This is a genomic window from Klebsiella sp. GW_Kp181, assembly GCF_040062315.1.
Classification (GTDB): Bacteria; Pseudomonadota; Gammaproteobacteria; order Enterobacterales; family Enterobacteriaceae; genus Klebsiella; species Klebsiella oxytoca.
Genome location: NZ_JBEAFR010000089.1, coordinates 23,295 through 42,275 on the forward strand (window position 1 = coordinate 23,295; position 18,981 = coordinate 42,275).

12 protein-coding genes are annotated in these 18,981 nt (G+C 58.2%); 3 read left to right on the top strand and 9 right to left on the bottom strand.

Features of this window, described 5'->3' with window-relative positions; all coding sequences use genetic code 11:
• Window positions 1-27: 27 nt before the first annotated feature.
• Window positions 28-2,370 (bottom strand): LPS assembly protein LptD, encoded by a 2,343-nt coding sequence (lptD, locus tag ABLV11_RS27630; RefSeq protein WP_024273722.1) that lies wholly within the window; start codon window positions 2,368-2,370, stop codon window positions 28-30.
• Between the two features lie 244 nt (window positions 2,371-2,614).
• On the opposite strand from lptD, the gene djlA reads away from it, so the two are divergent.
• Window positions 2,615-3,442 carry a co-chaperone DjlA gene (gene djlA / locus ABLV11_RS27635; protein WP_004108210.1) on the top strand — a complete coding sequence of 276 codons (828 nt, stop codon included), beginning with the start codon at window positions 2,615-2,617 and terminating at the stop codon, window positions 3,440-3,442.
• A 30-nt stretch (window positions 3,443-3,472) separates the two neighbouring features.
• Here the strand turns inward: djlA and ABLV11_RS27640 are convergent, their stop codons facing one another.
• Together ABLV11_RS27640 and ABLV11_RS27645 are read right to left on the bottom strand one after the other, a co-directional pair.
• Entirely contained in the window at window positions 3,473-4,171 is a 699-nt protein-coding gene (locus tag ABLV11_RS27640; RefSeq protein ID WP_004108208.1) for a response regulator, read from the bottom strand.
• A complete protein-coding gene (locus tag ABLV11_RS27645) occupies window positions 4,161-5,786 on the bottom strand; it encodes a sensor histidine kinase (protein WP_004108206.1) in 1,626 nt (541 codons plus the stop codon). Before ABLV11_RS27645 ends, ABLV11_RS27640 begins: the two co-directional genes overlap by 11 nt.
• 324 nt (window positions 5,787-6,110) lie before the next feature.
• Here ABLV11_RS27645 and ABLV11_RS27650 point away from each other — a divergent pair, with 324 nt between their 5' ends.
• Window positions 6,111-7,466, top strand: coding sequence for a 2-hydroxycarboxylate transporter family protein (locus tag ABLV11_RS27650; protein WP_004108203.1), 1,356 nt, complete (start codon window positions 6,111-6,113; stop codon window positions 7,464-7,466).
• A gap of 168 nt (window positions 7,467-7,634) precedes the next feature.
• Window positions 7,635-8,174 (top strand): citrate lyase holo-[acyl-carrier protein] synthase, encoded by a 540-nt coding sequence (citX, locus tag ABLV11_RS27655; protein ID WP_017145010.1) that lies wholly within the window; start codon window positions 7,635-7,637, stop codon window positions 8,172-8,174.
• 81 nt (window positions 8,175-8,255) lie between these two features.
• Here citX and rluA read toward each other — a convergent pair whose 3' ends face one another.
• From rluA to araB, 6 genes are all read right to left on the bottom strand, one after another.
• Entirely contained in the window at window positions 8,256-8,915 is a 660-nt protein-coding gene (rluA, locus tag ABLV11_RS27660) for a bifunctional tRNA pseudouridine(32) synthase/23S rRNA pseudouridine(746) synthase RluA (protein WP_004108199.1), read from the bottom strand.
• A 12-nt stretch (window positions 8,916-8,927) separates the two neighbouring features.
• Window positions 8,928-11,834 carry an RNA polymerase-associated protein RapA gene (gene rapA, locus ABLV11_RS27665; protein WP_004108196.1) on the bottom strand — a complete coding sequence of 969 codons (2,907 nt, stop codon included), beginning with the start codon at window positions 11,832-11,834 and terminating at the stop codon, window positions 8,928-8,930.
• A 187-nt stretch (window positions 11,835-12,021) separates the two neighbouring features.
• Window positions 12,022-14,379 carry a DNA polymerase II gene (polB, locus tag ABLV11_RS27670; protein WP_126488443.1) on the bottom strand — a complete coding sequence of 786 codons (2,358 nt, stop codon included), beginning with the start codon at window positions 14,377-14,379 and terminating at the stop codon, window positions 12,022-12,024.
• 223 nt (window positions 14,380-14,602) lie between these two features.
• Complete coding sequence (araD, locus tag ABLV11_RS27675) at window positions 14,603-15,298, bottom strand: L-ribulose-5-phosphate 4-epimerase (RefSeq protein ID WP_126488445.1); 696 nt, start codon at window positions 15,296-15,298, stop codon at window positions 14,603-14,605.
• A 183-nt stretch (window positions 15,299-15,481) separates the two neighbouring features.
• Window positions 15,482-16,984 (bottom strand): L-arabinose isomerase, encoded by a 1,503-nt coding sequence (araA, locus tag ABLV11_RS27680; protein WP_126488447.1) that lies wholly within the window; start codon window positions 16,982-16,984, stop codon window positions 15,482-15,484.
• Window positions 16,985-16,994: 10 nt separating this feature from the next.
• A complete protein-coding gene (gene araB / locus ABLV11_RS27685) occupies window positions 16,995-18,704 on the bottom strand; it encodes a ribulokinase (protein ID WP_049593854.1) in 1,710 nt (569 codons plus the stop codon).
• Between the last annotated feature and the right edge of the window lie 277 nt (window positions 18,705-18,981).

Consider the following 18,981-nt stretch of genomic DNA (forward strand, 5'->3'; position numbering starts at 1 on the left):
TTGCGGATTACGTTTAAACCAGCCACATCACAGGGAGCTCTGGTACGGTAAAATGTTCGAACGCAGCATCTGCTGGGTGCCGAGACCGTAATTGGAGCTCAGGCCGCGCAGCTCAATGTTAAAGCCGAAGGTATTGTCGTATTTGCTTTCGCTGCTGCTGTTATCCCAGCCGTTGATCTTACGTTCATAGCCAACGCGGATAGCGTAGCAGCAGGAGCTATACTGCACCCCTAACATCTGGTTCGCTGACTTTCTGGTATTCGTATCGTAGTAATACGCGCCGACGACTGCCCAACGATCGACGATTGGCCAGCTGGCGGTCATTCCCACCTGCGAAATACCATCTTTATACTGCTTAGCGGTGGAATACGAAGGCAGAGTCGCCTGAATGTATTCCGGACTTGCATAACGATAGTTAAGTTGTACTAAACGGTTTTCGTCGCGACGGTATTCCACGGTTCCGCTGCTGGTCGCGACGTTATCCAGACGCGTATCGTACTGAATTCCCCCGCGTAAACCCCAGTCGTCGGTAATGCGCCAGTAGGTATCCCCGGCCCATACCAGTGAACCTCGCGTGTCGTTGTTCTCCCAGTTGATGTTGTCGTCACCGGTACGTGCTTCGGTGAAATAGTAGATTTGACCAACGGAAATATTAAAACGTTCAACTGCGGCGGCATCATAAACGCGAGATGTGATGCCGGTGGAGACTTGGTTGGCGGACGCAATACGGTCCAGACCGCTGTAGGTGCGGTCGCGGAACAGGCCGCTGTAGTCTGATTGCAACAGCGTTGAGTCGTAGCTGCCGATCTTGCTCTGGTCACGATACGGGATATACAGATACTGCATGCGCGGTTCAAGCGTCTGGGTATAGTTCTCTTGCATATCGCGCTCGAAAACCATTTTGCCGTCGACTTTAAACTGCGGCATGACGCGGTTAACGGAGTCTTTATAGTCAGTGCCGTTGGCCGCGTTGTAGCTATCAAGGTTGCTTTGCTGGTAATGGGTGGCCAGCAGTTTTGCCTCAGTATTGATGCTTCCCCAGCCGTTAGACAGCGGCAGGTTGATGGTTGGCTCAAGGTGAAGACGCGTTGCTTCCGGCATTTTGCTGTTCGAGTTAACAAAATGCACCGCCTGGCCATAAAGATGCGTATCAAACGGGCCGACGTCGTTCTGGTAGTAGTTCACGTCCAGCTGCGGCTCGGCGGAATAGGCATTGCTTGAGTCGCGGTCAAAGACCTGGAACTGCTTGGTCGATACGGTGGCATCGAAATTCTGATTCGCGTAGCCGGCGCTGAGTTTCTGCGTGGCATAGCCATCGGTACTGGAACCGTATTTGGAGCTGAAATCGTTAAAGTAGTCCGGGTCGCTGACTTTGGTGTAGTCGGCGTTGAAACGCCACACCTGGTCTACGACGCCTGAATGGTTCCAGTAGAACAGCCAGCGGCGGCTGTTGCTGTCGTTCGAATGATCGTCATGATAAATTTTATCCGACGGCAGGTAGTCGAACTCAAATAAACCGGTCCCTGCTTTGGTCAGATAGCGGAATTCGTTTTCCCACATCACGCCGCCGCGCTTGCTCATATAGTGCGGGGTCAGGGTGGCGTCAAAGTTAGGCGCGATATTCCAGTAGTAAGGGAGATAGAACTCCGCGCCGTTTTTGGTGCTGTATTTAGCGTTGGGGATCAGGAAACCTGAACGGCGCTTATCGCCCACCGGCAGCTGCAGGTAAGGACTATAAAAAATCGGCACTGAACCGAGCTTAAAGCGCGCGTTCCAGATCTCAGCCACCTGCTCTTCGCGGTCGTGGATAACTTCGCTGCCGACCACGCTCCAGGTGTCAGAGCCCGGCAGACAGGAGGTAAAGCTGCCGTTTTCCAGAATGGTGTAGCGGTTTTCACCGCGCTGCTTCATCAGGTCAGCGGTACCGCGCCCCTGACGGCCTACCATTTGGTAATCGCCCTGCCAGACGTTGGTATCTTTGGTGTTGAGATTCGACCAGGCCTTCGGCCCTTTGAGGATCACCTGATTATCGTCATAGTGCACGTTGCCGAGGGCATCAACCGTCCGCACCGGCTGCGGCTGGCCTTCCGCCTGCTGCTGGTGGAGCTGGACCTCATCGGCCTGCAGCCGGCTGTTTCCCTGATTAATATCGACGTTGCCGGTAAATACGGCGTTATCAGGGTAGTTGCCTTTCGCATGATCGGCATCGATCGTCACCGGCAGGTCGTTGGGTTTCCCTTCGACCAAAGGACGATTGTAGCTTGGGACGCCAAGCATACACTGCGTGGCGAGATCGGCAGCGAGGCCCTGTTGGCTATACAAGGCGCTGGCGATCATGGTGGCCAGGAGGCTGGGAATACGTTTTTTCATACGTTGTATTTGTTGTTCCGTCATCGTGTGGCAGCGGCTTGCAAACGGTCAGAGCCTAACTTACTCGTCTAAATCGCGCTAGTGTTAATCCTGCCCGTTTCGAGCCCGAGCGTTAGGCACCGTGTAGAATGACGAGTATGATAAAGCAAATTATAGGCTATGTCCCACAATTGACCGAGGCGTAAACGCTTTGTAACGTGCGGTCAGATATAGCTTAACTGGCGGCAGAGAGATTGGGGAGTCTATGCAGTATTTGGGTAAAATAATTGGCGTTGCGGTTGCGTTGATGATGGGCGGCGGCTTTTGGGGCGTGGTACTGGGCTTTTTAATCGGGCATATGTTTGACCGCGCGCGCAGCCGCCGGCTGAACGTCTTTGCCAACCAGCAGGAGCGCCAGTCGCTGTTCTTCTCGACGACGTTTGAAGTGATGGGGCACCTGACCAAATCAAAAGGGCGCGTCACCGAAGCCGATATCCACGTCGCCAATTTGCTGATGGATCGCATGAATCTTCATGGCGAAGCGCGGACGGCGGCACAGCACGCGTTTCGGGTAGGGAAATCAGATGACTATCCGCTGCGTGAGAAAATGCGCCAGCTGCGCAGCGTCTGTTTTGGCCGCTTTGATTTAATTCGGATGTTTCTGGAAATTCAGCTGCAGGCGGCTTTTGCCGATGGCGATCTGCATCCCAACGAACGTGAAGTGCTGTTTGTGATTGCCGATGAGCTGGGCATCTCCCGCGCTCAGTTTGAGCAGTTCCTGCGCATGATGCAGGGCGGGGCGCAGTTCGGCGGCGGGTCGCAGCAGCAATCTTACGGCCAGCGCGGCGGCAACGCCGGCTGGCAGCAGGCGCAGCGCGGGCCCACTCTGGAAGATGCCTGCAATGTGCTGGGGGTAAAACCGACTGATGATGCCGCCACCGTCAAGCGCGCCTATCGTAAGCTGATGAGCGAGCACCATCCGGATAAGCTGGTGGCGAAAGGGCTACCGCCGGAAATGATGGAGATGGCTAAGCAGAAAGCGCAGGAGATCCAGAAAGCCTGGGAGCTGATCAAAGAACAGCGCGGCTTCTGAACGACCGGCCTCTCCCGGGCGGGGGAGGCGTCACGATGGGCTGGCGGCGCGGCGGTACATACGCCGCGGATGGCCAATCTTGCCGTACAGCATTTCCACCTCCAGAAAGCCGATTTCCACGCAGTGCTCCAGATAGCGACGAGCAGTGGTTTTGCTCAATCCAGCCTCGCTCACCACGTCATCGACCGAAAAGCAGCGTTCTTGATCGCCGGTAAACAGATTTTGCACCAGCGCCAGCGTTTTTTCTTCAATCCCTTTACTGCCGCTATCGGCACGATAGTTTTTGGCCTGTAGCTGATACAGCGAATCCACGTTCTGCTGGTCGACAATCTTCCACTCGCGCTGCTGATCGTAGAACTGCACAAACCGTTCAAGGGACTGGCTCAGGCGCTTCCATGACACCGGCTTAAGAATGTAGTCGAAGGCGCCGTTGCGGATTGCCAGACTACAAGTTTCCATATCGCTGGCGGCGGTGATAAAGATCACCGAGCAGTTAGCCTGGGCCATGATCGGGTCGTTCATCAGCGTGACCCCTTTGCCGTCCGGCAGATAATTATCCAGCAACACCAGCTGGGGCGGCCTGGCGTTGAGTCTCTGCCGCGCCTGGGCGAGGGAGGCCGCCGTGCCTGCCAGCCGCATGCGCGGGTGTTTTTGAATAAGCTCGGCGTGCAGCCGCGCCAGTTCGCTTTCATCTTCGATGATCAGAACATCGACCAGGTCATGATGCATAGTGCGTCTCTTCTTGCGGATGGGCTGGCCCGCTGGCGGGGATAAACAGCGTAAAAATCGCGCCGCGCGGGGCGTTGTCGGCCACTTCAATTGTGCCGCCGGCCTGGGTTACGTAGCGCTCAATAAGATACAGGCCAATACCGTGATCGCCGCGGGTTTTGGTGGTGACGCCGCGCTCAAAAATATGCTCGCGGATCTCCGGACGAATACCGACGCCGCGGTCGGCGACTTCAATCATTAATTCCCGGGCGTTGAGCTGAATCAGAATCTCGACCGGTTCGTGCGGCAGTTCGGCGCGCTGGGTAGCCTCAATAGCGTTATCCAGCAGATTACCGATGATAGAGATAAGCTCGGACTCCATCAATGACGGCAGCGGACGGTCAATGCGGCAGGCCGGGTCAAAGCTCAGTTCAACCCCTTTTTCCCGCGCGCGGGCGGCTTTGCCCAGCAGCAGACCGCACAGCGTCGGCGAATTAAAGTGTGATGAGATAAAGTCCAGCAGCTCCTGGGCATGCTCCGACTGCGCCTGAATGTAGCGAATCGCCTCATCATAGTGGCCCATATGCAGCAGGCCGGAAAGGGTGGTCATACGGTTCAGCTGTTCATGGCGCATGATGCGCAGATTATCAACGTAGCGCTTCACCTGGCTAAGCTGGGCGCTCAGCGAGTTGATTTCGTCGCGGTCGCGGAAAGTGATCACCCAGCCCTGCAGTTCACTCTCCAGCAGGATACGCACCCGGCTGGCGAGAACGGTCAGCTGATTAAAGCGGCACAGCTCGTCGTGGGTATCGTTTTCGAGCATCTCCCCGCTGGCGAAAAACGGCTGCGGCGTAATGACGCTATCGATAGACTTACCGCGCAGCTGATGCGCCGGCTGGCTCAGTCCGAGCAGGCTGCGGGCGGCATGATTTATCACTTCGATACGCCGGTGATGGTCAATTACGATCACCCCTTCGTATATCGACTCCATCATCGCCTTTTGCTGGCGCACCAGCAGGCCGATTTCCCGCGGCTCCAGCGAGAAAATTTGCTTCTTAATGCTGCGGGTGAAGTACCAGGAGAAGATAAACAGCGCAATCAACAGCAGCACTGCGGCGACAAAGATATTGATGACTTTTTCCAGCGTGATGCTGTCGAGATAGCTGGTAAGGTAGCCGACGGAAACAATACCGATGACCCGGCCCGCATCGTCGAAAATCGGCGCTTTGCTGCGCAGGGAAATCCCCAGTCCCCCTTTGCGGATGGTGGTGGCGCTTTTCCCCTCCAGCACCGGCTGGTTATCGCCGCCAACCAGCCGCGTGCCGACCCATTCCGGGTGGACCGAATGAAACAGATGCACGCCTCGCCTGTCGCCAATGACAATAAAGCTGGCGTCGCTGTGGGCGGCGATATTTTGCATAAAAGGTTTTATCGCCAGCGCGTCTTCACGCGCGACCTGTTGGCGTAAATCCGGCATCAGGGCAATTTCTTGCGCCTGTATTTTCGCGCGGGCGCTCATTTCCTGATAAAGCTGACGGCTGGCGTCAAAATAGTAATACACGCCCAGCAGCGCGAAAAGCACTGAGAAAAAAGCGACCAGTGAAATGAACAGCTTAAATTGAAATGAAACCTTCATAATTCTATTGCACCGTATCAGGGATGCGGCACTGTATCATCTTTGGCCATACCGACATCGTGGCTGAGGGAAAACGGTGACCCCCTTCGCAGGCGTCCGGAAACCACAATTATCTGCTGGCGCGGAATTTATCAAGGTTAATCAGGCGCTGGATTTAAAAACCTTAAAAACCACGACCATAAATCAGAGCGGTTTCACAATAATAATAGAAACCATAAAAACCATAGTGACCATTAAAACTTCTTTTTTAATCTGTCGATCCTCACATTAACTCTGCGGATGGCCCTCTAACCTGAAAAATAATAATAACCAGAGGGCTTAATTATGAGCACCACAGACAATGCATTCTCTGCAACCATCGACCCTATCAATACCCCGAAAGCGCCGCTTAAGCAGCGCTGGTGGCATATCCTCGATAACTGGAAAGTCGGTATTATCCCGCTGCCGCTCTTTCTGCTGGCCGGCGGCCTGATTGCCCTGGACTGTTTAGGCGGCAAGCTGCCGAGCGATATCGTCGTGATGGTGGCGACGCTGGCCTTTTTCGGCTTTGCCTGCGGTGAATTCGGCAAACGCCTGCCGGTTCTGGGTAAGCTTGGCGCAGCGGCCATCTGCGCGACTTTTATTCCTTCTGCGCTGGTTCATTACGGCCTGCTGCCGGAGGTGGTGGTGGAATCGACCACCAAATTCTATAAGTCGACCAACATTCTTTATCTTTATATCTGCTGCATTATCGTCGGCAGCATTATGAGCATGAACCGCACCACGCTGATTCAGGGCTTTCTGCGGATTTTCTTCCCGATGCTGTGCGGAGAAATCGTCGGCATGGTCGTTGGCGTCGGCGTCGGTACCGCGCTAGGGCTGGAGCCGTTCCAGGTGTTCTTCTTTATCGTCCTGCCGATCATGGCCGGCGGCGTCGGCGAGGGAGCGATCCCGCTGTCGATTGGCTACGCCGCGCTGATGCATATGGATCAGGGCGTGGCGCTTGGGCGCGTTCTGCCGATGGTGATGCTGGGCAGCCTGACGGCGATTGTTATCTCCGGCTGTTTAAATCAGCTGGGCAAGCGTTTTCCGCATTTGACCGGTGAGGGACAGCTGATGCCGAACCGCCGCAACGAGACGCATCGCGAAACGCCCGTCGAGGGCAAAATGGACGTAACGACGCTGGCCTCCGGCGCGCTGCTGGCGGTGCTGCTCTATATGCTGGGCATGCTGGGGCAGAAGACCATCGGCCTGCCCGCGCCGGTGGGCATGCTGTTCCTCGCGGTGCTGCTGAAGCTGGTGAACGGCGTCTCTCCGCGCCTGCAGGAGGGATCGCAGATGGTGTATAAGTTCTTCCGCACGGCGGTTACCTATCCGATTCTGTTTGCCGTCGGCGTGGCGATCACCCCGTGGCAGGAGCTGGTCAACGCGTTTACCGTAACCAATTTGCTGGTGATTATCAGCACCGTAACGGCGCTGGTGGCGACCGGTTTCCTGGTCGGCAAAAAGATTGGCATGTACCCGATTGACGTGGCGATTGTCTCCTGCTGCCAGAGCGGTCAGGGCGGTACCGGCGACGTGGCGATACTGACCTCCGGCAACCGCATGAACCTGATGCCGTTCGCGCAGATCGCAACCAGGATCGGCGGCGCGATTAATGTTTCGCTGGGTCTGCTGTTCCTCAGTCACTTTCTGGCCTGATTTAACTTTTTTATAACCGCTAAGTCTGCTTTTTCGTGCTAAATGGCGCAGAAAATATCTGCGCCCCGTCTCCAAAACAGGGATCGTTTAGCGATACAATCAGCGCCATTATTCGCGACTGCGACGGCAGCCTGTCCGCTGCCTGTAATTGAGTGAGGAGAGAAACAAATGTCAGTGGATACTCTCGCCCGTGAGGGCGTAAGCATGGAAGCGCTGCTGGCGGCGAAAGAGCAGCGCGCCGCGCGTCAGGCCGACTGGTTAGCCCATTATCAGCGGCCGGTGATTTCGCTGACCCTGGTGACCCCGGGCGCGGTGAAAGACAGCATTCGCTACCGTAATATGATGGGCGTAGCGCTGCAGGCCTGCGATCAGATGCTGTGGAAACACCGCTGGCAGACGCTGGATCGCCAGGTGCTGTGGCTGCCGACCGGTCCGGAAGCGCTGTGGTGCGTCGATCACGCCGCCAGTGAAATCAAAGCCTTCTGTACCGATCTTGAGCATACCCATCCGCTGGGCCGCCTGTGGGATATCGACGTTATTTGCCCGAAAGATGGCCTGGTTGGCCGTCAGTCTATGGGGGAAAACCAGCGCCGCTGCCTGCTGTGCGATGAACCTGCGCACGCCTGCGCGCGCAGCCGCCGTCATGACACCGGGGAGGTTGTCGCCCGCGTTGAGCAGATGATTGATGCGTGGTTTGCCCGCGACTAACGTCGGTGTTCCGCTGCGATGATGAGCGAGGAATTGCCCGGGTATGCCGCTGGCGGCAAGACCCGGGACAGATTTGAACGATCAGAAGTCGATCGGCGCGCGGAACGTCATCGTATTACCGAATGACGGATGGGTGATGGTCAGGGTTTCAGCGTGCAGCAGCAGACGCGGCGCCATGGCCAGCGCTTCCGGCGACGCATAAAAGCGGTCGCCAAGAATCGGATGGCCCAGCGCCAGCATATGCACGCGCAGCTGATGCGAACGCCCGGTAATCGGCTTCAGGCGCACGCGGGCGGTGTTGTCCGTCGCGAACTCCAGCACTTCATACTCGGTTTGCGCCGCTTTGCCGGTTTCGTAACACACCTTCTGCTTTGGCCGGTTCGGCCAGTCGCAAATCAGCGGTAAATCCACCAGACCCTCGGCTTTTTCCGGGTGCCCCCAGACGCGGGCGACGTACTGCTTTTTCGGCTCGCGTTCGCGGAACTGCCGCTTAAGCTCGCGCTCTGCCGCTTTGGTCAGGGCTACCACAATCACGCCGCTGGTCGCCATATCCAGCCGGTGCACCGACTCGGCCTGCGGGAAATCGCGCTGAATGCGCGTCATCACGCTGTCCTTGTGCTCAGCCAGCCGGCCCGGTACGGACAACAGGCCGCTTGGCTTGTTGACCACCATAATGTGCTCATCCTGGTAGAGGATAACCAGCCAGGGATCCTGCGGCGGATTGTAGTTTTCCATCGCCATATTCGCGTTCCGTTACTGGTGGGTGACCACGATTAAGCGCAGCGCATCCAGGCGCCAGCCCGCCTGCGCCAGCGCGTCCATGACCTGTTGACGGTTGCTCTCGATAGCCGCCAGTTCATCATCGCGGATGTTCGGGTTAACGGCGCGCAGCGCTTCAAGGCGCGACAGTTCGGCCGACAGCTTATCGTCGGCTTCTTGACGTGCGGCGTCGATCAGGGCCTGGGCCGCTTTGGCCACCTGGCCTTCGCCCTGCTGCAAAATGGCGTGGACGTCCTGCTGGACGGCGTTGACCAGCTTGCTGCCGGTGTGGCGGTTTACCGCGCTCAGCTGACGGTTAAAGCTTTCGAACTCCACCTGACCGGCAAGGTTGTTGCCGTTTTTGTCGAGCAGCATGCGCACCGGCGTCGGCGGCAGGAAGCGGTTGAGCTGCAGATGCTTCGGCGCCTGGGCCTCAACGACGTAAATCAGCTCCAGCAGCAGGGTACCTACCGGCAGCGCTTTGTTCTTCAGCAGCGAGATGGTGCTGCTGCCGGTATCGCCGGAGAGGATCAGATCCAGACCGTTGATAATCAGCGGATGCTCCCAGGTGATGAACTGCGCGTCTTCGCGGGACAGGGCGACGTCACGCTCAAAGGTAATGGTGCAGCCATCTTCCGGCAGGCCAGGGAAGTCCGGTACCAGCATATGGTCGGAGGGGGTCAGGACAATCAGGTTTTCACCACGGTCGTCCTGGTTGATGCCGACGATATCGAACAGGTTCATGGAGAAAGCGATCAGGCTGGTGTCGTCATCCTGTTCTTCAATGCTTTCCGCAAGCTGCTGGGCTTTTTCTCCGCCGTTGGAGTGGATCTCCAGCAGACGATCTCGGCCCTGTTCCAGCTGCGCTTTCAGCGCTTCATGCTGCTGGCGGCAGGCTTTGATCAGGTCGTCGAAGCCGTCGGTATTTTCCGGCGCGGCGAGATAGTTAATCAGTTCATTATGCACGCTGTCGTAAACGGTACGGCCGGTCGGGCAGGTGTGCTCGAACGCGTCCAGACCTTCGTGATACCAGCGCACCAGCACCGACTGGGCGGTTCTTTCCAGATACGGAACGTGGATCTGAATATCGTGGGCCTGGCCGATACGGTCAAGACGACCGATACGCTGCTCCAGCAGATCCGGGTTGAACGGCAGGTCGAACATCACCAGGTTGCTGGCGAACTGGAAGTTGCGGCCTTCCGAGCCGATTTCAGAACACAGCAGCACCTGAGCGCCGGTATCTTCCTCGGCGAACCAGGCGGCGGCGCGGTCGCGTTCGATAATTGACATCCCTTCGTGGAACACCGCTGCACGGATGCCTTCGCGCTCGCGCAGAACCTGCTCCAGCTGCAGCGCGGTGGCCGCTTTAGCGCAGATCACCAGCACTTTCTGCGAGCGGTGGCTGGTGAGATGGCCCATCAGCCATTCAACGCGCGGGTCAAAGTTCCACCAGGTACCGGTATCGCCTTCAAATTCCTGATAAATCTGCTCCGGATAGAGCATGTCGCGGGCGCGCTCTTCGGCCGTTTTGCGGGCACCCATAATGCCGGAAACCTTGATGGCCGTCTGGTACTGGGTCGGCAGCGGCAGACGAATCGTATGCAGCTCGCGTTTCGGAAAGCCTTTGACACCGTTACGGGTATTGCGGAACAGCACGCGGCTGGTACCGTGGCGGTCCATCAGCATTGACACCAGCTCCTGACGAGCGGCCTGGGCATCATCGCGATCGCTGTTGGCGGCCTGCAATAACGGCTCGATATCCTGTTCGCCGATCAGATCGCTCAGCGCGTTCAGCTCGGCGTCGTTCAGCTTATTGCCGGCCAGCAGCAGGGCGACGGCGTCGGCAACCGGACGGTAGTTCTGCTGCTCTTCAACAAACTGGGCGAAGTCGTGGAAACGGTTGGGGTCGAGCAGGCGCAGACGGGCGAAATGGCTCTCCATTCCCAGCTGCTCCGGCGTCGCGGTGAGCAGCAGAATGCCCGGCACGCATTCGGCCAGCTGTTCAATCGCCTGATATTCCCGGCTCGGGGCGTCTTCGCTCCAGACCAGGTGGTGCGCTTCATCAACGACCATCAGATCCCACTCCGCTTCGCACAGGTGTTCCAGACGCTGCTTGCTGCGGCGTACGAAATCCAGCGAACAGATCACCAGCTGTTCGGTTTCAAACGGGTTAATTGCATCGTGCTGCGCTTCGGCATAGCGCTCATCGTCAAACAGCGAGAAGCGCAGGTTAAAGCGGCGCAGCATTTCCACCAGCCACTGGTGCTGCAGGGTTTCCGGAACGACAATCAGTACGCGTTCGGCGGCGCCGGAGAGCAGCTGCTGATGCAGGATCATCCCGGCTTCGATGGTTTTACCCAGACCCACTTCGTCCGCCAGCAGGACGCGCGGCGCATGGCGGCGGCCAACGTCATGAGCGATATTCAGCTGATGCGGGATCAGGCTGGTGCGCTGACCGCGCAGGCCGCTCCACGGCATGCGGTACTGTTCGCTCTGGAATTTGCGCGCGCGATAGCGCAGAGCAAAACGATCCATACGGTCAATCTGTCCGGCGAACAGACGGTCCTGCGGTTTGCTGAAAACCAGCTTGCTGTCGAGCAGCACTTCACGCAGGGTAACGTTGGCTTCCTGGGTGTCGAGTCGGGTGCCGGTGTAGGCCAGCAGGCCGTTCTCTTCATTAACTTCGTCAACCTGGAGTTGCCAGCCTTCATGGCTGGTGATGGTGTCGCCCGGGTTAAACATCACGCGGGTGATCGGGGAGTCGTTGCGTGCGTACAGACGGTTTTCGCCGATGGCGGGGAAAAGCAGGGTAACCATGCGCGCGTCCAGCGCAACGACCGTCCCTAATCCCAGTTCGCTCTCTGTGTCGCTAATCCAGCGTTGACCAAGTGTAAAAGGCATATATGTTCGGCTCTTTAGTTCTTTAATTGCAGGCAATAGTTGATCATCTCCATGGAGAATCGGAGATGCGTCAAAATTGGGTCCAGGAATGGAAAGGGCGCTATATTACTGGATGGCGGAACGTTCGTCACGTCCTCCTCACCCTTCATTTTGCGGCTTTTGTGCTGACGGAACGAGTGAGAAAAAATCAAAATAGCCCCAGTTGCCCCGTCACTATTGTAGCAAAATCGTCGTCGACAAAGGGAAGTATTCCTTCGGCGACAGGCTCTAATTGCTTAGAGAGATAGTGCTCATAATCCAGCGGCGACTGCTGATAATCCACTGGTTCCGGCCCGCCGGTGGTCCAGACGTATTTAATGCTGCCGCGCTGCTGATACTGCTGCGGTCTACCCAGCCGAACGTTGTGCTCATCAGCCAGCCGCGCCGCGCGCACGTGCGGCGGCACGTTGCGCTGATACTCCGCCAGCGGACGGCGCAGGCGTTTGCGATAGACCAGTCGATCGTCAAGCTCGCCGTTCATCAGCTTATCAATGGTTTCGCGCACATAGTCGCGATAGGGCTGATGGCGGAAAATGCGCAGATAAAGCTCCTGCTGAAACTGCTGGGCCAGCGGCGTCCAGTCGGTGCGTACCGTCTCCAGGCCTTTAAACACCATGCGCTGCTCGCTGCCTTCCTGAATCATCCCGGCGTAGCGCTTTTTACTGCCGGTATCCGCGCCGCGAATGGTAGGCATGAGAAAGCGGCAGAAGTGGGTTTCAAACTCCAGCTCCAGGGTGCTGGCGAGCCCCTCTTTGCCCAGCTCCGTCGCCCACCATTCGTTGACGAAGGCCACCAGCGACCGACCGATAGCGCCAGCTTCCTCTTCGCTGTGGGCCCGCTTGAGCCACACGAAGGTGGAGTCGGTATCGCCGTAGATAACGTCATAGCCCTGGGATTCAATCAGCGCTTTGGTCTGGCGCATAATCGCGTGACCGCGCATGGTAATGGAAGAGGCCAGGCGCGGATCGAAAAAGCGGCAGGCGCTGGTGCCGAGCACGCCGTAGAAGGCGTTCATAATGATCTTCAGCGCCTGCGACAGCGGTTTGTTTTTATGCAGCTTGGCTTCGTCGCGCCCGTGCCAGATCTGCCCGACAATCCCCGGCAGGCAGTGCTTATCTCGCGAGAAGCGCGCGCCGAGAAAGCCTTCGGTGCTGTGAGCGTCATCGGGCTGCGCCAGACCTTCAACCAGCCCCACCGGGTCGATCAGGAAGGTGCGGATAATCGACGGGTACAGGCTTTTGTAGTCCAGCACCAGCACAGAGTCGTACAGACCGGGGCGTGAATCCATTACGTAGCCGCCAGGGCTGGCCTGCGGCGGCACTTCTCCGAAGTTCGGCGCGACGTAGCCGAGCCGGTGCATGCGTGGAAAATAGAGGTGGCTGAAGGCGGCGACCGAACCACCGTGGCGATCCGCAGGCAGGCCGTTGACCGTCGCGCGCTCCAGCAAAAACGGCATGATCTCGGTTTTATGGAAGATGCGGGTGACCAGCTCGCAGTCCTGCAGGTTGTAGGTGGCCAGCGCCGGTTTATCCTGGTGAAAACGGCGGTCGATTTCATCCATCCGATCCCAGGGATTATCAATGGCTTTGCCCTCGCCGAGCAGCTCGCGGGCGACCGATTCCAGCGCAAAAGAGGAGAAGTTCCAGAACGCGGATTTCAGCGCCTCAATGCCGTCGATAATCAGGCGGCCGTTGGCCTGAGCAAAGAAGACGCCATTCTTAAAACCGTGTTCGCGCCACTCCAGTTCGCTGTTGCCGCGCCCGAGCAGCAGCGGGATGCGATAGCGCTCGGCGTGCTTTTGCAGGACGCGTAAATCGAACTGCACCACGTTCCAGCCGATCAGCACGTCCGGGTCGTGAGCGGCAAACCAGGCGTTAAGCTTTTCCAGCAGCTGCGGGCGGCTGGTGACGTACTCTAGCTGGAAGTTGACGGCAGGGGGCGAGGCGGGCTCCGGCCCGAGCATGTAGACAACCCGCTGGCCGCAGCCTTCAAGACCGATGCAGTAGAGCTCGCCGTGGCGGCTTGTTTCAATATCCAGCGAAACCCATTTTAGCGGCGGGCGGTAGTGGGGATTGGGCTTCATCCGGGCGTTGACCAGCTGCTGGCCGCGCGACTCCCCTTCAACCCACACCGGGGCGGTGATAAAGCGCTCCATCAGATAGCGCTCCGGCGGGCGAACGTCGCCTTCATAAACCGTGACGCCGTTTTCGCGCAGCTTTTTTTCCAGCCGCATCAGCTGGCGGTGAGCGCGGCAGTAAAGGCCAAAAACCGGCTGGCGATGAAAATCTTTCAGGCTGAGCGGGGCAAGGCGATGGCCGTTTTCCCCCTGCAGCAGGCGTTCAACCTGCGCGCGCTGGGATTCAGGGATAAACGCCACTGACTCCTGGGGCGGCAGCGTGACCTCAAGCGGGCCGTCATCGGTCGCCAGCCAGAAAGTCAGTTCGGTGCCCTGCGGGGTATCCCGCCAGTGACGGGTCAGTAAAAAACCTTCTCGTGGCTGCGTCACGCCGTGCTCTCATCAGTAAAAACCAGGCCTGATTATAACCTGGTTCACCGAGTAATGCTGGGATTTTATACAGGTGTGGCGCGGTTGTCTGTTTTCAAAGGCAGTGCCGCGCGCTATTTCCCGGAGGCGGCGCTTGACGCGCCTTGTCCGGGCTACCTGGCTCGCAGACGGCTGTGAACCTGTAGCCCGGCTGAGCGCAGCGCGAGCCAGGGAGATCGCGGGTTTATTGCCCGTAATAGGCTTTCGCGCCGTGCTTGCGCAGATAGTGTTTATCCAGCAGGGTTTGCTGCATATCCGGCAACTGCGGTGCCAGCTGGCGGCAGAAGATGCCCATATAGGCGATCTCTTCCAGCACAATGGCGTTATGCACTGCGTCTTCGGCGTTTTTACCCCAGGCAAACGGCCCGTGAGAGTGCACCAGCACGCCGGGCATTTGCGCCGGATCGATGCCTTTTTCACGAAAGGTTTCGACGATCACTTCGCCGGTTTGCCACTCGTACTCGCCGTTGATCTCGTCGTCGGTCATCAGGCGGGTGCAGGGAACCGCGCCGTAGAAATAGTCGGCGTGGGTCGTGCCGGTAGCGGGAATGGGCTGACCGGCCTGCGCCCAGATGGTGGCGTGACGCGAATGAGTGTGGACAATACCGCCCAGCGTCGGGAATGCCTGATACAGCAGACGGTGGGTTGGGGTATCAGACGAGGGCTTTTTCTGACCTTCAACCACTTCGCCGGTCTCCAGGCTGACCACCACCATATCCTCGGCGGTCATGACGCTGTAGTCGACGCCGGAGGGTTTAATCACCAGCACGCCCCGTTCACGGTCGACGGCGCTGACGTTGCCCCAGGTGAGAGTGACCAGATTGTGCTTTGGCAGGGCCAGGTTGGCTTCGAGAACCTGGCGTTTAAGATCTTCTAACATAATGTGCTCCGAATAGCTGGCGAGTCAGCTTCTCCTCACCCGGCCCTCTCCCGGAGGGCCAGGGAGGAAGCCGTCCCGTGCCCGAACTTTTCTTCCCGGTTCAAGGGTAGGGGAGAAAAGCAGTTTCGCGCCCGAGCGGTACCCTCTCCTTATGGGAGAGGGTAAGGGTGAGGGGACGATCTCTTAGCGTTTTGAACCGTAATACACTTCGTTCCAGCGCAGCGCATCCTTGAAGGAGGGCAGGCGGGTCTCGTTGTCAATCACGGTCAGTTCGATATCCTGTAGCTCTGCGAACTGGCGCATATCATCAAGGGTCAGCGCATGGCTGAAGACGGTGTGGTGCGCGCCGCCAGCAATGATCCAGGCCTCGGACGCGGTGCGCAGATCCGGATGGGCTTTCCACAGCGCATTGGCCACCGGTAGCTTCGGCAGCTCGTGCGGCGTTTTCACCGTCTCAATGGTGTTCACCAGCAGACGATAGCGATCGCCGAGATCGATCAGGCTGGCGACGATCGCCGGGCCGGTCTGGGTGTTGAAGATGATGCGCGCCGGATCGGCTTTACCGCCGATGCCCAGCGGCTGCACGTCGAGAATCGGTTTCTCCGCGGTAGCGATGGTCGGGCAGACTTCCAGCATATGCGAGCCCAGCGCCAGATCGTTGCCTTTCTCGAAGTGGTAGGTGTAATCCTCCATAAAGGAGGTGCCGCCCTGCAGACCGGTTGCCATCACCTTCATGATGCGAAGCAGGGCGGCGGTTTTCCAGTCGCCTTCGCCCGCAAAGCCGTAGCCCTGCTGCATCAGACGCTGTACGGCGAGACCCGGAAGCTGTTTCAGGCCGTGCAAATCTTCAAAGGTGGTAGTAAAGGCGTGGAAGCCGCCCTGTTCCAGGAAGCGCTTCATCCCCAGCTCAATGCGTGCGGCATCAAGAAGGTTCTGCCGCTTATCACCGTGGATTTGCACCGCTGGCGTCAGGCGATAGCTGCTTTCATACTCATCGACCAGGGCGCTGATTTCGCCATCGGTGACCGCATTGACGACCTGTACCAGGTCGCCCATCGCCCAGGTGTTAACCGAGAAACCAAACTTAATCTGCGCGGCGACTTTATCCCCGTCGGTGACCGCCACTTCACGCATGTTATCGCCGAAACGGCACACTTTCAGGTGGCGGGTATCCTGTTTCGAAACCGCCTGACGCATCCATGCGCCGATGCGCTGATGGGCTTCTTTATCCTGCCAGTGGCCGGTTACCACGCTGTGTTGCTGACGCATCCGCGCGCCGATGAAGCCGAACTCGCGGCCGCCGTGGGCGGTCTGATTCAGGTTCATAAAGTCCATATCGATACTGTCCCACGGCAGCGCCGCGTTGAACTGAGTATGGAACTGCATCAGCGGTTTATTCAGGATCGTGAGGCCGTTGATCCACATTTTCGCCGGTGAGAAGGTATGCAGCCACACCACCATCCCGGCGCACTTATCATCGTAGTTTGCGTCGCGACAGATATGGGTGATCTCATCCGGCGTGGTACCCAGCGGCTTAAGCACCAGTTTGCACGGCAGTTTGGCTTCCGCATTCAGGCTGTTCACCACATGTTCTGCGTGCTTTGTCACCTGGCGTAGCGCTTCAGGGCCATACAGATGCTGGCTACCGATGACGAACCACACTTCATAATTATCAAAAATTGTCATTTTCATGTCCTTAATGGGTGAAGGCTGCCTGAGATTGCGGCGCGGATTCCGCTTTTGCAGTCGAAGGGAGGTAACGTTGTTCCGCGCTGAGCGACCACTGCTGGTAGCGCTGATAGAGTTGTTCAAAACGTTGCGCCTGCGCCGGGCGAGGCTGCAGGGTGCTTTCCACCCGGCTGGCCATTTGCTCCTGCGCGGCAGGAATATCGTGGTAGACGCCGGCAGCAACGGCGGCGAAGATAGCCGCGCCCAGCGCGCAGCACTGATCGGACGCGACGATTTGCAGCGGGCGATTCAGCACATCGCAGCAGGCCTGCATGATCACCGGGTTTTTGCGCGCGATGCCGCCGAGCGCCATCACGTTATTGACCGGGATCCCCTGTTCGGTGAAGCACTCCATAATGGCGCGGGCGCCGAAGGCGGTGGCGGCAATCAGCCCGCCGAACAGCGCCGGGGCGTCGGTGGCGAGGTTCAGATCGGTAATGACCCCTTTCAGACGCTGGTTGGCATTCGGCGTACGGCGCCCGTTAAACCAGTCCAGCACTACCGGCAGGTGGTCGAGAGACGGATTTTTCGCCCATGCGTCGGTCAGCGCGGGCAGCAGCTGTTTCTGGCTGGCTTTGATCTGTTCTTTAAGTTCCGGGTGGGCCTGCGCCAGCTGCTCCAGCGGCCAGCCGAGAATACGGCCAAACCAGGCGTAGATGTCGCCAAAGGCGGATTGCCCCGCTTCCATACCGATAAAGTCAGGCACGACGCTACCATCAACCTGGCCGCAAATGCCCTTTACCGTGCGCTCGCCAACGCTCTGTTTATCGGCGATCAGAATGTCGCAGGTGGAGGTGCCGATAACTTTAACCAGCGCATTTGGCTGCGCTCCGGCGCCGACGGCGCCCATATGGCAGTCGAATGCGCCGCCGGAGATGGCGACGGTTTGCGGCAGGCCCAGACGCGCGGCCCATTCGGTGGTCAGCGTGCCGACCGGCAGATCCGCAGTCCAGGTCTCGCTGAACATCGGGTAGGCCAGGTTCCGGTTAATTATCGGGTCAAGTTCATCGAAGAACCCGGCTGGCGGCAGGCCGCCCCAGCTTTCATGCCAAAGGGATTTATGCCCGGCGCTGCAGCGGCCGCGGCGAATATCCTGCGGGCGCGTCGTCCCGGAAAGCAGGGCCGGCACCCAGTCGCACAGCTCAATCCACGACGCGGCGGCCTCGGCGACGGCGCGGTCCTGGCGAGTCACGTGGAGGATCTTGGCCCAGAACCATTCGCTGGAGTAGATACCGCCGATATAGCGGGAGTAATCTTCTTTGCCGGGCTGGTGGCACAGGCGGGTAATTTCCTCCGCCTCCTCCACCGAGGTATGGTCTTTCCACAGCACGAACATGGCGTTGGGGTTGTTGGCGAACTCTTCGCGCAGCGCCAGCACGTTGCCGTCAGCGTCGATGGGCGCGGGTGTTGAGCCGGTGCTATCAACGCCGATACCTACGACGGCAGCGCGCTGTTCGGCGCTAAGGGCGGCGAGGACGTTTTTCAGCGCGGCTTCCATTGATTCGATATAGTCGCGTGGATGATGACGGAACTGGTTGTTCGGGCCATCGCAGAATAGCCCCTCCTGCCAGCGCGGATACCACTCGACGCTTGCGGCGAGCTCTTCGCCGGTCGCGCACTCTACCGCCAGGGCGCGTACTGAATCACTGCCAAAATCGAGGCCAATCGCAATTGCCATACTGTTACTCCATGCTAAAAATCATTCATGGTGCAACAGTAGATATCTGGGCTGAAAACCGTCAGGCCGTATTCGCTAATCTTATGGACTATATTGCTGTGAAGCTGCAAAGTGTGACGCCGTGCAAATATTCAATGTGGACTTTCCTGCCGTCTTTATAGACACTTCAGTTATGCGCCAAAAGTGCCTGAATTGTGCGCCGTGCTCAGTTTTTGCCGAGATGAGGCGGGTTTTAATCCGATTTCTAACGCGCGTCGCAGTACGGGTCTTCAGCCTG